At 75.2% G+C, this 15,162-nt stretch carries 10 protein-coding genes; 8 read left to right on the top strand and 2 right to left on the bottom strand.

Annotated elements, in window-relative coordinates; translation table 11 throughout:
* Window positions 1-77 precede the first annotated feature (77 nt).
* A complete protein-coding gene (locus P3H78_RS27710; RefSeq protein WP_276111909.1) occupies window positions 78-1,403 on the bottom strand; it encodes an MFS transporter in 1,326 nt (441 codons plus the stop codon).
* Window positions 1,404-1,580: 177 nt separating this feature from the next.
* On the opposite strand from P3H78_RS27710, the gene P3H78_RS27705 reads away from it, so the two are divergent.
* The 5 genes from P3H78_RS27705 (at window position 1,581) to P3H78_RS27685 (ending at window position 10,374) form a co-directional block, all read left to right on the top strand.
* Entirely contained in the window at window positions 1,581-2,276 is a 696-nt protein-coding gene (locus P3H78_RS27705; protein ID WP_276111908.1) for a GntR family transcriptional regulator, read from the top strand.
* A 179-nt stretch (window positions 2,277-2,455) separates the two neighbouring features.
* Window positions 2,456-2,977: a putative immunity protein gene (locus P3H78_RS27700; protein ID WP_276111907.1), complete on the top strand. Its 522-nt coding sequence runs from the start codon at window positions 2,456-2,458 to the stop codon at window positions 2,975-2,977.
* Window positions 2,978-3,048: 71 nt separating this feature from the next.
* The gene (locus tag P3H78_RS27695) at window positions 3,049-4,575 is read left to right on the top strand and encodes a hypothetical protein (RefSeq protein ID WP_276111906.1); all 1,527 of its coding nucleotides are present in this window, start codon (window positions 3,049-3,051) and stop codon (window positions 4,573-4,575) included.
* 127 nt (window positions 4,576-4,702) lie between these two features.
* On the top strand, window positions 4,703-5,581 hold the full coding sequence (locus P3H78_RS27690) for a hypothetical protein (protein ID WP_276111905.1): 879 nt from the start codon (window positions 4,703-4,705) through the stop codon (window positions 5,579-5,581).
* A gap of 56 nt (window positions 5,582-5,637) precedes the next feature.
* Entirely contained in the window at window positions 5,638-10,374 is a 4,737-nt protein-coding gene (locus P3H78_RS27685) for a hypothetical protein (RefSeq protein WP_276111904.1), read from the top strand.
* Window positions 10,375-10,521: 147 nt separating this feature from the next.
* Here P3H78_RS27685 and P3H78_RS27680 read toward each other — a convergent pair whose 3' ends face one another.
* Window positions 10,522-11,079, bottom strand: a complete 558-nt coding sequence (locus P3H78_RS27680) for a hypothetical protein (protein WP_438828051.1) — start codon at window positions 11,077-11,079, stop codon at window positions 10,522-10,524.
* Window positions 11,080-11,482: 403 nt separating this feature from the next.
* Between P3H78_RS27680 and P3H78_RS27675 the strand changes: the two genes are divergently transcribed.
* From P3H78_RS27675 to P3H78_RS27665, 3 genes are read left to right on the top strand one after another with little or no spacing between them, the layout of a single operon-like run.
* The gene (locus tag P3H78_RS27675) at window positions 11,483-14,320 is read left to right on the top strand and encodes a sensor histidine kinase (protein WP_276111902.1); all 2,838 of its coding nucleotides are present in this window, start codon (window positions 11,483-11,485) and stop codon (window positions 14,318-14,320) included.
* Window positions 14,317-14,751 carry a roadblock/LC7 domain-containing protein gene (locus P3H78_RS27670; RefSeq protein ID WP_276111901.1) on the top strand — a complete coding sequence of 145 codons (435 nt, stop codon included), beginning with the start codon at window positions 14,317-14,319 and terminating at the stop codon, window positions 14,749-14,751. The genes P3H78_RS27675 and P3H78_RS27670 overlap by 4 nt, the downstream gene beginning before the upstream one ends.
* A 9-nt stretch (window positions 14,752-14,760) precedes the next feature.
* The gene (locus P3H78_RS27665; protein ID WP_276111900.1) at window positions 14,761-15,156 is read left to right on the top strand and encodes a DUF742 domain-containing protein; all 396 of its coding nucleotides are present in this window, start codon (window positions 14,761-14,763) and stop codon (window positions 15,154-15,156) included.
* The last annotated feature ends 6 nt before the right edge of the window (window positions 15,157-15,162 follow it).

Raw genomic sequence — 15,162 nt, 5'->3', positions numbered from 1 at the left:
GCGGGCCGCCGGGACGCGCGGGCCGGAGGCCCGGGCCCGGCCCTCCGGGTCCCGCCGGTCGGTCAGGTCCGGGGCGCTCACGCCAGTTCCTTCCCGCGCGTCTCGGGCAGCCCGAGCAGGGCGAGCGCCGCGAGGGCGTACCCCAGGGCGCCGAAGACCAGCGCGCCCCCCACGCCCCAGCTCCCGGCGAGGAAGCCGACCACGGTCGGGAAGACGGCGCCCACGGCGCGGCCGGTGTTGTACGTGAAGCCCTGGCCGGTGCCGCGGACCGCCGTCGGGTACAGCTCGCTCAGGTAGGAGCCGAAGCCGCTGAAGATGGCCGACATGCAGAAGCCGAGGGGGAAACCCAGCACCAGCAGCAGCGTGTTGGCGCCGCTCGGGATGTTCGCGTACGCGAGGACGCAGACCGCGGACAGCAGGGCGAAGAGCCAGATGGTGCGCCGCCGGCCGAGCAGGTCGGTGAGGTAGCCGCCGGCCAGGTAGCCGATGAACGCGCCGGAGATGAGGAGGGTGAGGTAGGAGCCGGTGCCCACGACCGACAGGCCCCGCTCGGTCTTCAGGTAGGTGGGCACCCAGGTCGCCAGGGTGTAGTAGCCGCCCTGGACGCCGGTGGAGAGCAGGCTCGCGAAGACCGTGGTGCGCAGCAGGCCCGGCGAGTCCGCCGTGCCCGGCCTGAAGATGGCGGCGAACGACCCCTTCTCGGTGCTCTGTTCGCGCGCGGCCGCCGCCTCCGGGGCGTCGTGCACCCGGCGTCGCACCCACAGCACGAACAGGGCGGGCAGCGCGCCCGTCCAGAACATCACGCGCCAGGCCAGGTCGGCGCCGACGAAGGAGAACACCAGGGTGTAGACGATCGCGGCCAGCGCCCAGCCGATCGCCCAGGAACTCTGGACCGCGCCGAGTGTGCGGCCCCGGTGCCGGGCGCTCGCGTACTCGGCGACGAGGATGGCGCCGACCGCCCACTCGCCGCCGAACCCGAGGCCCTGCAGTGCGCGGAAGACCAGCAGCGTCTCGTAGTTGGGCGCGAAACCGCAGGCCACGGTGAACACCGCGTAGGTGATCACGGTGACCAGCAGCGCCCGGACCCGGCCGACCCGGTCCGCGACCATGCCCGCGAGCGCCCCGCCGACCGCCGAGACGACCAGTGTGACGGTGGTGAAGAGCCCCGTCCGTCCGTCGTCCAGGCCGAAGTACGCCGACAGCGCGACCATGCTCAGCGGCAGCGTGAAGTAGTCGTAGGAGTCGAGGGCGTAGCCGCCGAAGGCTCCCGCAAAGGCGCGGCGGCCCCGCGGGTCCAGCGCCCGCAGCCAGCCCAGCGCGCCGTCGTCGCCGGGATGTTCGCCCTGCGGGGCGGGGGTACCGGAGGCCGTGGCCTGAGGCGGAGGGGTCGGGGTCGTGCTCATGGGCACCTCGCTTCGGGGGGACGGGAGGGTGCGGGGAGTCGAGCCGGGCCGTACCGAGCTTCGCGGCGCCGCCGGACGTGGGGGAGGCGGAGCCATGCGCAGCAAGGTAGAGGATCGTTGAACGATCCTTCAATACCCCTGTTGATTCGATCCCCTCTCTACGATTGAATTCCGGGCATGGCAGAGGAGCTGACGGGACTGGCCGGCGACCGGGCCCTGCTGGGCCGCACCAGCACCGCCGAGCGCGTGTCGGACATCCTCCGCAGCCGGATCGCCGACGGGTTCTTCCCGCCCGGCACCCGGCTGTCCGAGGACGGCATCGGCGGGGCACTCGGTGTGTCGCGGAACACACTGCGCGAGGCGTTCCGGCTGCTCACCCACGAGCGGCTCCTCGTGCACGAACTGAACCGCGGCGTGTTCGTGCGGGTGCTCACCGTCGAGGACGTCGAGGACATCTACCGCACCCGCCGCCTGGTGGAGTGCGCCGTGGTGCGCGGGCTGGGCGAGCCGCCCTACGCCGTGGACGGCCTCGAACAGGCCGTCGCCGAGGGGCAGCGGGCGTCCCGCGAAGGTGACTGGAAAGAGCTGGGCACCGCCAACATCCACTTCCACCGGGAACTGGTCGCGCTGGCCGGCAGCGACCGCACCGACGAGCTGATGCGCAGCGTCTTCGCCGAACTCCGGCTCGCCTTCCACGTCGTGGACGACCCGCGGCGGCTGCACGAGCCGTACCTCGTCCGCAACCGCCAACTCCTCGACGCGCTCCGGGCCGGCGACCGCGACGAGGCCGAACACGTCCTCACCGTCTACCTCGACGACTCGCTCGACCGCGTGGTCGAGGTGTACCGGCGGCGGGTGGGCCAGGACGCCTGAGACGCCCGAGCGGGACGGGATCGGGACGCCTGAGGCGGAGGTAGGGATCGGTCCGTCCGGGGCGGACGGGATCGGGACGTCCGACGCGGACGGGATCGGGACGTGCGAGCCGGGCCCGGCCCCCGGGGGGAACGCCGCGCCTCGGTGACGGCGCGGGCCGGAACCGGCAGGATGTGCGGGTGGACGAGGTGATGATCAGCGAGGAGGACCGCCGCCGGCTGGGGGCGTGGGCCGCCGACTGCGCCGCGCGGGCGCTGGCACTGTTCGAGGAGAGGGCCCCCGGCGACACCCGCCCCCGCGAGGCCCTCGACGGCATCCGCGCCTACGCGCGCGCGGAGCTGCGGATCGGGCCGCTGCGCCCGCTCGCCCTCGCGGCCCTCGCCGCCGCCCGGGAGGTGGGGGATCCGGCCGCGACCGCGGCCGCCCGCGCCGCGGGCTACGCGGCGGCGGCCCCCTACATCCACCCGCTGGCCACCCCCCACCAGGCCAAGCACGCCCTCGGACCGGCGATGCAGGCCGCCCGTGCGGCGGAGCTCGTGGCGGGCGGCGACACCCGCGTCGGCGACGCGGAGATCCGCCGGGCGATCGCCACCGCCGGCCCCGCCGTGCGCGGCATCGTGCGGCAGATGCCGGTCTTCAGCCCCGGGCGCAGCCGGCTCGACGCGCTCCGCCACCAGCTCGACACGGCCCTGCGGCACTGACCGGCCCGGGCACCGGGGCCGCGTCTGCGTCGTTTGGGTGGTTGTCGGACGGAGGACCTAGTCTGTGCACCGTGACTTCGCCTGCATCGACGGACCGTGTTCCGCCCCAGCTCAGCGCGGCGGTGCGCCCCGCCCCGGGGCCGGCCGCCGACGAGGGGCTGGCGCGGCGGCTGCGCGCGCTCGCCTGCACGGCGCCGCTGCACGACCTCGACGCACGCAAGGCCAACCTCGCCGGCGAGTACTCGGTGTACGGCATGGCCGAGGTGGCGCTCGCCGCCATCGACCTGGTCACCCTCCACATGGACTTCGACACCGGCGCCGACCACGACCAGGTCGTCGCCCGCCTCGTCCCGCGCGTCCACGCACAGGCTCCGCAGCGGCCCGCCGCCGAGCACGAGCGCGTGGCCCGCTGGGTCCTGGAGAACCTGATCAACGTCGGCAGCGTCGACCGCGGATTCCGCGCCGTCTACGGCACCTTCGCGCCCGACGGCAGCTACGTCCGCCGGGACTACGACTTCAAGCTCGTCGAGGAGGTCCCCGGCCCCGGGGGCAGCGTCTACCTGAGGACCACGGACGAAGCGGTCAACGTCCTCGTCGGCGCCCTCGACACCGACGTGACCAGCGCGCAGATCGCCGCCGAGGTCAAACTCGAGGTGCTCGTCAGCCGCGGCCGCCTCGCCGACGCCCAACTCGCCGCCGAGCAGGCCCGCTACCGCACCGTGCAGTACTCCGAGACCCTGCGTCGCGCCCTCGACGCCACCCGGCGCAACGTCCGGGCGGTGGACTGGCTGCACGCCGTCCCCGACATGATCACCGAGGCCCTCGACCACGTCGCCGACCGCTACCGCCACGAGAACGCGATCCTCACCAACATCCGCAAGGCCCGCGACGAGTCCGAGGACCCGGAGAACAAGCGGCGCGCCGCCGAGCTGGTCGACATCGTCAAGGACTGCATCCGCCGGCACACCCAGCTCCAGTCCCGCCTGCTGGAGGCCGGCCCGCTGTTCCGCGCCGAGCAGGACCGGCAGGCCTTCTCCGCCCCCCTGACCACCTCCGGCACCGACCTCTACGGCCATCTGCTCGCCCCCACGCTGCCGCTGCCGCTGGAGCGGGCGACCCGCGTCACGGACGTCTTCTTCGCCCGCGGGACGGGTCTGCGCACGCCGGTGTCCGTACGGATCGGCGACCTCGTCGACATACTCCTGACGCCGCCCGTGGAGCGCGAGCACCTCGGCGCCGAGATGCCCGAGCCCGACCTGATCGCCACGCCGGACGACAGCCGGTTCAGCGAGGAGCAGCTCGCGGCCGCGACGGAGCTGCTGGACCTCCCGGCGGACGCCCCGCGGCGTCTGTCGGGCCTTCTCGCCGAGGCCCGGCGCAAGGACCCCGACCTGCCCTACCTGGTCGCCCTGCTGGCCGTGCACGCGGCGAGCCCCCCGGTCGGCACGGCCTACCGCCAGGGCGAGCAGCGGCTGTTGTTCGCCGTGGACGACGGGACCGACCTGGACGACGCCGAGTTCGGCGGTGCCGACCTCGTGGTCGGGACGGCCCTGCTGGACGCGGCCGGCATGGCGGCCGGCCGCACGGAGGCCGTGTGACCGGGCCGCCGCCGGCACCCGGCGGCCCGGGCGCGACCGCCCGGCCCGCCGCCCACGCCCCCGCAGACATCGGCCCCTCCGGAGCCGCCCCTTCCCACGACCGCCCCCCACCCGAGGAGTCCCCGCCGTGACCGAGCACGCCGAGTGGAGCGAGCCCGAGCCCGCCGCCGCGCCGTCGGCCGCCGCCGTCACGCCCGCCGACGCTGCCGACGCGGCCCGGCTCGTCGCCTTCGGCCTGCAGCCCAGACTGCAGCCCGCACGCGACCAGGAGTACGCCGAGCTGCTGCGCCGCCACCGCGAGGACCCCGCGTTCGCGCGGCTCGCCGACGCCGTCGCCGCCGGCCTCGGCTTGGTCGTCCTGGAGGTGTCCCCGCGCGCGGGCATGGCGGTGGCGGCCGCCGAGGACTCGGTGTTCGCCGTCCGCATGGGCGACTACGCGCGCCGCACCGCCGCCGACTCGGGTGACCGGTTCCTGCACGGCCTCGCCCATCTCGCCGTCGCCACGCTGGCGTTCCCGCGCCCCGAGGACCTCGCCGACGACGGCTACATCGGCCGCGTCAGCGTCAACGGCGTCGACGCCTTCGTCCGCCAGGCATGCCGCCGGCTGGAGGAGCGGGCCGCCGAGCAGGGCGAGAACACCGACCCGGTCACCGACGCCCCCGGACTCGAGGCCGCCTGGCGGATCTGGGCCCGGCGCAGCGCGACCGGCGCCACCAAGGACGCCCGCCGTCCCGCCGCCTCCACCACCGGCATCGTGGCCAAGGCCGTCGGCTTCCTCACCGACTCCGGATTCCTCCAGCGCACCGGCGACGACGGCGGCGGCACCTACCGCACCACCGCGCGCTACCAGCTCCAGGTCCGCGACATGGCGAGCAGCGCCGCCCTGGCCGAGCTCCTCGACCTCGGCGTCGTCCCCGTCACCGACGGCACGGCCAGCCTGCTGCCCGCCGAGGAGACCGACGACCTGGACCTGGTTGCCGACGCGGGGCTGCCGTTCCACTCCTGAGCCGCCCCGCCCACCGCCGAACCGCCGAACCGCAAGAAGACTGACGAGAGTCCGCCATGTACGAGCTGTCCCGGGTCCGCCTCCACTCCATCGGGCCCGCCGGTGCGCGCTACGCCGACACCGTGCTTGACCTGCGAGGAGTGGGCGAACCCGTGCCCGACCCGGCGCCCGCCCAGGCGGAGTTCTTCCAGGAGGAGCCGGTCGGCCCGCCGCGCCGCCCGGCGCCCGCCGGCGTGCTCTTCCTGGAGAACGGCGGCGGCAAGTCCGTCCTGCTCAAGCTGATCTTCTCCGTCATGCTGCCCGGCCACCGCAACACGCTCGGCGGCGCTAGCTCCGGCGTGCTGCGCAAGTTCCTCCTGGCCGACGACTGCGGGCACGTGGCGCTCGAATGGCAGCACGTGCAGACCGGCGAGTGCGTCGTCGTCGGCAAGGTGAGCGAGTGGCGCGGACGCCAGGTGTCCAACGACCCGCGCAAGTTCGCCGAAGCCTGGTACTCCTTCCGGCCCGGTCCCGGCCTCAGCCTGGACAACCTCCCCGTCGCCGAGGGCACCGCCGTCCGCCCGGCCGCCGAGGGCCGGTCCGGCGCCCGGGGCCGCCGCCGCACCATGAAGGGCTTCCGCGACGCCCTCACCGAGGCCGGCAGGACCTACCCGCACCTGGAGGTGCACTGGGAGGAGATCCACGAGCGCTGGACCGAGCACCTCGGCGACCTCGGCCTCGACCCCGAACTCTTCCGCTACCAGCGCGAGATGAACGCCGACGAGGGCGAGGCGGCCGGCCTGTTCGCGGTGAAGAAGGACTCCGACTTCGCCGACCTGCTGCTGCGCGCCGTCACCGACACCCGCGACACCGACGGCCTCGCCGACCTCGTCGGCGGCTTCGGCAGCAAACTCGGCCGCCGCGCCGAACTCATCGCCGAACGCGACTTCACCGCCGGCTCGGTGGACCTCCTCGGACGGATCGTCGAGGCCACCGCGGCCCGCAGCCGCGCGCGCGACGTCCACGCCGGAGCCGAGCGGCGCACCCGCACCCTGGCCCGGCGGCTGTCCGCCCGCGCCGTCCAGGAGCGGGTGCGGGCCGGCGACCTCGCCCAGCGCGTCACCGCCGCCGCCTACGCCGCCACCCACTCCGAGGGCGCCCGCGAGCGCAGCGCCCTCGTCTCCGCCGAACTGGCCTACCGGCACGCCTCCCTGGCACTCGCCGCCGCCGAGAAGTCCGCCGCCGCGCAGAAGCGTGAGCTGGCCGACGCGCGCACCCTGCACTCCGCCTGGCAGGCCGCCGAGGTCGTGCTGCGCCACCGCGCCGCCGCCGACCGCGCCGCCCGGGTCTCCGCCGCGATCCAGGAGGCCGAGCGGGACGCCGCCCCGGCGCTCGCCGCCCGCGCCCGGGCCGCCGTGGACCTCGTGCGGGCCCTGCACGCCGCCGCCGGACGGGCCGAGAGCCTCGCCAACGAGGAGGAGGAGCGCTCGGCCGGACTCCAGGAGGCCGGCGAGGCCGCGTACCGCGACTCCACCGCGGCGGCCACCGAGGCGCAGCGCGCCCGCAGCGAGACCGGCCACCTGCGCCAGCGGCTCGCCGAGGTCGAGCAGGAGACCACCGAGGCCGTCCGCGCCGGCTGGCTCGACGACAGCGCCCCCGACGCCGACCCGGCCCGCGCCGCCCTCGCCGCCAGCGACGCCGAGAAGACGGCCGTCGCCGCCTGGGACACCGCCCGCGAAGCCGCGCGGAAGACCACCGAGCACGCCCGGGAAGCGGCCTCCGCCGAATCCCGCGCCGAACTCACCGCGGCCCGCGCCGCGGACGCGGCCGCGTCCGCCGAGCGGGCCCACGAGGCGGAGCACCGCACCGCCGGAGCACTGGCCGCCGAGGAACGCCTCGCGGAACTGCTGAGCCTGCCGGCCGCCACCGCCACCGCCGCCCCGGGCCGGGCCGGAGTGCCCGCCCCCCGGACCGGCTCCGACGGGCCCCTGGGATCCCGGGGCGCGGCACCGGACCGCGACGGTTCCGCCCCCGAGGACGCGGACGGAGACGGACCGGAGGACCCTGCCGGCGACCTTGCCGTACCGGCCCTCGCCGGCCCCCTCACCCCCGAGGACCTCGACCGCTGGGCCGACGAACTGCGCGGCCTCCTCGACGACGCCGTCTCCACCGCCGAGCGGCAGCTGTTCGAGCTGCGGACGGCCGCCGCCGACGACGCCCGGATCCTCGGCGCGCTCGGCGACGGCGGGCTGCTGCCGCCCGGCCCGGACGTGCTGGCCACCGTCGAGTTCCTCGGCGAGCACGGCATCCCCGCGCTGCCCGGCTGGCGCTACCTCGCCCAGGCCGTCGACCCGGCCGACCACGCCCGCGTCCTCGCGGCCCGGCCCGAACTCGTCGACGGCGTCGTCATCACCGACCCCGACACCCACGCCCGCGCCCGCGCGGCCCTCGCCGAGGCGGCCCTGCTGCCCCGGTCCGCCGTCGCCGTCGGTACCGCGGCCGCTCTGCTGGCCCCGACCCCGGCCGCCGACACCGCTCCCGGCGACGTCTTCCTCGTCCCGCCTAACCCGGCCATGCACGACGAGCACGCAGCCGACGAGGAGCGTCAGGCACTGCGCGCCCGGGCGGCCGAACGCGACACCGCCATCCGCACCCGCGCGACCCGCCTCGGCAAGGACCGCGAACTCGCCGCGCGGCTGGCGTCCTGGCGCACCGGCTGCCCCGCCGGACGGCTCGCCGAACTCGCCCTGGCCGCCCAGGACGCGCGCGCCTTCGCCGAGGAGGCCGAGGCCGAGCTGGCCGAGGCGCGGACCGTACGGGCCGAGTCCGACGAGACGGCCGCCGAGGCCGCGCAGGCCCGCGACGAACGCCAGGAGGCCGCACAGCGTGCCCGGCGCGCCGCCGACGCCCTCGCCGGGCTCGCCTTCCGGCTGCGCGAGCGCGCCGGCTGGCAGGTCAAACTGCGTGAACTCGCCGACGAGGCGGCCGAGTCCGAGGCCCGCGCCCAGGCCTGCCTGGACCGGGCCAGGGCTGCCGACGAGGACCGGCGCGCCGCCCAGCGCGCCGCCGACGACGCCCGCCGCACCGCACGCGCCCTGCGCGCCGAGCGGTCCGAGATCGCCGGTGCGCCCGACGACGTACCGGAGTCCGCGGAGGAGGCGCCGAAGGCGTCGCTGCCCGCACTCCGCGAGGCCTACCGCGCCGCGTCCCAGCTGTACGAGAAGGTCGGCGTCGGGGCCGATCTGCGGGCCGAGCAGGCCCACGCGGAGAGCGACGAGAGCGCCGCCCGCGCCGAGCTGGACCGGCTCAGCAACAAGGTCCGCACCCGGGCCGAGCAGCTGCTCGAGTCGCCGGACGGCTCCGACGGGCCGTCCCGCCAGGCCGCCGCCGCCCGCGCCGAGGAGCTCGTCCAGCTCCTGGAGACCCGGATGTCCACCGCCAGCGAGCAGCTCGGCCGGCTGCGCGGCGAGGCCGAACGGCTGGCGCCCGAGGACGCCGAGGCCCACACCGACCTGCCCGGGGACCTGCTGCCGCGCGACGCCGAGCACGCGCAGACGCTGCTGCGCACGGCCACCGCCGAACTCACCTCCCGCACCGAGGCGCTGGACCGGGCCCGCGAGGCGCACACCGCGCTCCTCCAGGAGCACCGGGCCGCCGAGGACGCGGCCGGCGGCTTCGACGAGATCGCCGCCATGCTCCGCGACCTGCTGCGCGAGCACGCCGCCGACGAGGACCGGGAGGAGCCGGAGCCGTACCCGGGCAGCACGGAGGAGGCCCGGCACACGGCCGCGGAGGCGCGCCGCTCACTGCGCGGCTGCGCCGCCGACCTGTCCGCCGCCGAGGCCGGCGTCCGGGAGGCGAGCGACGTCCTCGTCCGCCACGCCAACGCCACCCGCTACGAGCAGGTCCGCACCCCTGCCCGGCAGCAGATCCGCGAGCTGCCCGCGTCCGCGCTGCCCGACCACGCGCAGAAGTGGGCGGACGCCTTCGCGCCCCGGCTGCGCGTCCTCACCGACGAGCTGGCGCAGCTGGAACGCAACCGCGACTCGATCGTGGACCGGCTGCGCGGACTGGTCGAGTCGGCGCTCGCCACCCTGCGCTCCGCACAGCGGCTGTCCCGCCTGCCCGAGGGGCTGGGCGAGTGGTCCGGGCAGGAATTCCTCCGGATCCGCTTCGAGGAGCCCGACCAGGCCAGCCTCACGGAACGGCTCGGCGAGGTCGTCGACGAGGCGACCCGCTCCGCCCTGAAGAAGAACTCCGACCTGCGGCGCGACGGCATGTCGCTGCTGCTGCGGGGCGTGGCCGCCGCCCTCCAGCCGCGCGGCGTGGCCGTGGAGATCCTGAAGCCGGACGCCGTGCTGCGCGCCGAACGCGTCCCGGTGGGGCAGATGGGCGACGTGTTCTCCGGCGGCCAGCTGCTCACCGCCGCCATCGCCCTGTACTGCACGATGGCGGCCCTGCGGTCCAACGACCGCGGCCGCGACAGGCACCGGCACGCGGGCACCCTGTTCCTCGACAACCCCATCGGCCGCGCCAACGCCACCTATCTGCTGGAGCTCCAGCGGGCCGTGTCCGACGCCCTCGGCGTCCAGCTGCTCTACACCACCGGGCTGTTCGACACGACGGCGCTCGCGGAGTTCCCGCTGGTCATCCGGCTGCGCAACGACGCCGACCTCCGGGCGGGCCTGAAGTACATCAGCGTGGAGGAGCACCTGCGCCCCGGCCTGCCCTCCGAGCCGTCCGCCGGTGAGGCCGTGCACAGCGAGATCACTGCCACGCGGATGTTCAAGCGGCCCGTGCCGAGCGGCTCGTAGGCGCCGCGCCGGCTGTCGGCCTCCGTCCCGGATCCCGTCCGCCGTCCCGGGCCCGCCCGTGTGCCGGGGCGGACCGGGCGGAGTCCGGGCCGGCCGGGGCCGGAGTGGCCGGGTTCGCAAGCGAACGCGTCCGCGCGGCGCGCCCGGTCAGGGATGCGACAGCTGACCCCGGCCGCCGCGCCGGCGTATGCGCTCCTGCGTGCGCTCGACGGCCCGCTCCTGCCGCCGGACCCTCCGGCGCTCCCGCCGCAGCGCCCGGGCCGTGCTGCTCGGTGCGGACACCACGCCGTGGCGCTGGCTCCAGACCTGACGGGTCACCCACACGTCCAGCACGGACCAGGTGGCCACCACCGTGCTGGCGACGCTGCTCAGCACCATCGGGAACGCCAGCCACGATCCCGCCATCGTGCACAGGAACGCCGTCACCGCCTGGATGAGCGTCACCGAGATGATCAGCACCGCCCGCACCGCCGCGACCCGCACCGGATCCGGCAGCCGCGACCGCCCGGCGGGCTCCTCGACCCACAACGGCCGGCAGGAGGGCTGCTGTCGGGCCCTCACGGCCCCGGCCACCGCTGCTCCGGCCGGAGCGGGATCCTGCGCCTCATGCGCCGTCCGCTGGCCCGTTCTCCTCCCGTACGCCGTTCCGCTGTCCACGACCGACTCGCGCCGCCCCGCCGTGCCCATCAACGTGTCACTCCCCACCGCCAGCAGACCGCTCGGCCCCGGTGTCCGAAGAACCGGCTCCCCTCTGGCTGCCCTGCTCGCGCCGCTTTACGCCGCCCCAGGTGCGGGACACGGCCTCAGCGGCCGATTCCGCCCTCATTTCCCATGGAGCAGGACGAACGAGGCGCCCCGAAGATTCCCTGTCGGCGAAAAATTTCGGCCAACCGTCCCGGTCGGACGAGCCGTTCCGGCAGGGCCGGTGCCCTCCGATTCCGGCGATCATCTCCCGCAATTCCCCGACAACTCGCCATCTCCTGTCGTCGATGCGGAAGTTCTGCCTCCGGACAGGTCTTCGGTTTATCTGCGTGTCGGTAGTAGGCTCGCGCCGTTTGTTGACGCACAGGTGTACCCCCCGTCGGAGGGGGTCGAGCTGGGGGAGGCCATGCGCTTTCGCGGGAAATCCATCCGCAGGAAGATCGTGGCGCTTCTGCTCGTGCCGCTGCTGTCCCTCACCGCGGTCTGGGCCTTCGCCACCGTGATCACCGGACGCGAGGCGACCCGCCTGTTCCAGGTCACCGACGTGGTGGAGAAGATCGGCTACCCCGCCGAGGACACCGTCCGCGCGCTCCAGCAGGAACGCCGCCAGACCCTCGTCTACCTCGCCGACCCCCGCGCCTCCGACGCCCTCACCGCGCTCCGCCGCACCCGGGCCGTCGCCGACGGAGCCATCGCCGCGATGCGGCGCAACGCCGCACGGTCCAGCCCCCGCGCCGGACTGGACGACGCCGACCGCGATCACCTCACCGCGGTCCTGGACGCCCTCGACGGCACCGCCGCCCTGCGCCGAAGCGTGTCCGGAGGCACCCTCACCCGGGCCCAGGCCTTCGACCTCTACAACCGCCTGGTCGAACCCTGCTACACGCTGCTCGCCGGACTGCACGGCGTCGACGACGTGGAGCTGGAGGAACAGTCCCGCGGCCTCGTCAACGTCTCCCGGGCCCGGGAACTGCTCTCCCGCGAGGACGCCCTGCTCGGCTCGGCCCTCGTCGTCGGGAAGGTCTCCCGCACCGAGGCCCACGAGATCTCCGACCTCGTCGCCCAGCGCACCCTCCTGTACGACATCAGCCTGCCGCTGCTGCCCGCCGCCGAGGGCGACCGCTACGACCGCTTCTGGAAGGGCGCCACCACCGCACCGCTGCGCGCCGCCGAGCGCGCCGTGACCTCCGCCCGCACGGGCACGCACCTGGAGGTGACCGCCCGGAGCTGGGACACCGCCGCCGGGAACGCGCTCGACGAACTGCGCGACCTCGACGACCAGGCGAACGACCGCCAGCAGCACCGCGTGCGCCCGGTGGCCATGAACGTCATCCTCCAGGCCGCCGTCGCCGGCGCCCTCGGCCTGGTCGCGCTCGTGGTCTCGCTCTTCCTGTCCGTGCGCATCGCCCGGAGCCTCATCCGCGACCTCAGGCAGCTGCGGCTGGAGGCCCACGAGGCGTCCGGTGTCCGCCTGCCCAGCGTGATGCGCCGCCTCTCCGCCGGCGAGGAGGTCGACGTCGAGACCGAGGCACCGCGCCTGGAGTACGACAAGAACGAGATCGGCGAAGTCGGGCAGGCCCTGAACACCCTCCAGCGTGCCGCCGTCGAAGCCGCCGTCAAACAGGCCGAACTGCGTGCCGGTGTGTCCGAGGTCTTCGTCAACCTCGCCCGCCGCAGCCAGGTCCTGCTGCACAAGCAGCTCACGCTCCTCGACACCATGGAACGCCGGACCGAGGACACCGAGGAACTCGCCGACCTCTTCCGCCTCGACCACCTCACCACGCGCATGCGCCGCCATGCCGAGGGCCTGGTCATCCTCTCCGGTGCCGCGCCGTCCCGGCAGTGGCGCAAACCGGTGCAGCTGATGGACGTCGTCCGCGCGGCCGTCGCGGAGGTCGAGGACTACGAACGTGTCGAGGTCCGCCGGCTCCCGCGCATCGCGGTCACCGGCCCGGCCGTCGCCGACCTCACCCACCTCGTCGCCGAACTCCTGGAGAACGCCACGGTGTTCTCCCCGCCGCACACGGCCGTGCAGGTCGTCGGCGCGCACGTCGCCAACGGCTTCACCCTGGAGATCCACGACCGGGGCCTCGGCATGGCCGCCGAGGCACTGCTCGACGCCAACCTCCGCCTCGCGGAGACCCCCGAGTTCGAGCTCTCCGACACCGACCGGCTCGGCCTCTTCGTCGTCAGTCGTCTTGCCCAGCGGCAGAACGTCCGGGTCTCCCTGCAGCCCTCCCCGTACGGCGGCACCACCGCGGTCGTCTTCGTCCCCGACACGCTCCTGACCGACGACGTCCCCGACACCAACGGCCTCGGCTTCCGCCTGGACCGGGACCGGGCCGGCACACCGGCCGAGCGTGACGCCCACCGCCGCGCCGCCCTCACACAGTCGCCCGTGCGCCTCCCCGGACTGCCGACGTCCCTGCTGGACGGCCCCGTGGAGCTGGAACCCGCCGTCGACCTGGACGCCCTCACGGACTTCCCCGGAGCCCTGGACGACCCGGAGAGCGAACGCGGAGGTCTCTTCCGCCCGCGCCGCACCCGGAGCACGTCCGACGGCGCGGACCCCGCGCACCGCCCCGGCGGCGAGCCCCGTCCCACCGACCTGCCCGGCGCCCCCGAGCCCGCGGACGAGGACCGTGGCGCCCCCGTCCCGCCGTCCCCGCGCCGGACGCCGAAGCTGGTCAGCTCCCACGGCCGCCCCGTCGGCGACCAGCGCCCCCGGCGTGAGGAGCCGGCCGACGAGGACCGGGCGGACCGGGCGGACCTCCGCCACTCCGGGCCGGAGGCAGCCGCACCGCTGCCGTCCCGCCGCCGCGGCGCATCGCCCCTCGGCCGCGCCACCGCACCCGGTGAGCGCTCCGGGGACGCCGCCCGCTCCGGCGGCCGGCAGCCGGAGCAACTGCCCGCACTGCCGCAGCGCACCCGCAGGCCCGCTCCGGAGGCCGGCACCCCGGACACCGCTGCGGTCAGCCCCGACGCCGCATCCGGCGCGCCCACCGCCACGGCGGGAGCACTGCCCCGCCGTGTGCGGCAGGCGAGCCTCGCCCCGCAGCTGAAACAGGACTCCGAGCAGCGCACCGAGACCCGGTCCGACCTCGCCGACCGCGACGCCGACGAGGTACGCAGCCGGATGGCCTCGCTCCAGCGCGGCTGGCAGCGTGGCCGTGACGAGAACGCCGAGGGCCACGACGCCCAGAACGGCACAGCACAAGGAACGACTAAGGGGGACGGTCGATGACCGCACCGAAGGCCACCGGCCAGACACCGACCGGCCAGGGAACGCTCAACTGGCTCCTCGACGATCTCGTGGACCGGGTCGCCAGTATCCGCAAGGCTCTCGTGCTCTCCGGCGACGGCCTGCCGACCGGAGTGTCCAGGGACCTGACCCGCGAGGACAGCGAACATCTCGCCGCCGTCGCGTCCGGCTTCCACAGCCTCGCCAAGGGCGTCGGCCGCCATTTCGAGGCGGGCAGCGTCCGGCAGACCGTCGTGGAGCTCGACGAGGCCTTCCTGTTCGTGACCGCCGCAGGTGACGGAAGCTGTCTCGCGGTGCTCTCCGACGCCGACTCCGACGTCGGCCTGGTCGCCTACGAGATGACCCTGCTCGTGAAGCGGGTCGGCGTCCATCTGGGTGCCGCCCCGCGCACCGACGTGCCCGCAGGCGGGTAGTGAGATGGCATGAGCGGAGACGGTCAGGCGCGCAGCCACTGGTTCGACGACGAGGCCGGACCGGTGGTCCGGCCCTACGCCATGACTCGGGGCCGCACCACCCATGCGGCCCAGCACCGGCTCGACCTGATCGCGGTCGTCGTGGCGGAACCCCACGTGGACGATCCGGAGACGGACCACACCCTGTCGCCGGAGCACGTGGACATCGTCCGGCTGTGCCGCGGCACCGCCCAGTCGGTCGCCGAACTCGCCGCGGAGCTGGACCTGCCCGTGGGCGTGGTGCGGGTGCTCGTCGGAGACCTCGTGGACCAGCGGTACGTCCATGTGAACCGCCCGGTGCCCCCGGCGGAGCTGCCCGACGAGAGTATTCTGCGCGACGTGATCAACGGCCTGCGGGCGCTGTGAGCGGCG

The organism is Streptomyces tropicalis, assembly GCF_029269835.1.
Taxonomy (GTDB): Bacteria; Actinomycetota; Actinomycetes; order Streptomycetales; family Streptomycetaceae; genus Streptomyces; species Streptomyces tropicalis.
Note: the sequence above shows the minus strand (reverse complement) of the source record. Positions and strands in the feature narration are given on the sequence as shown.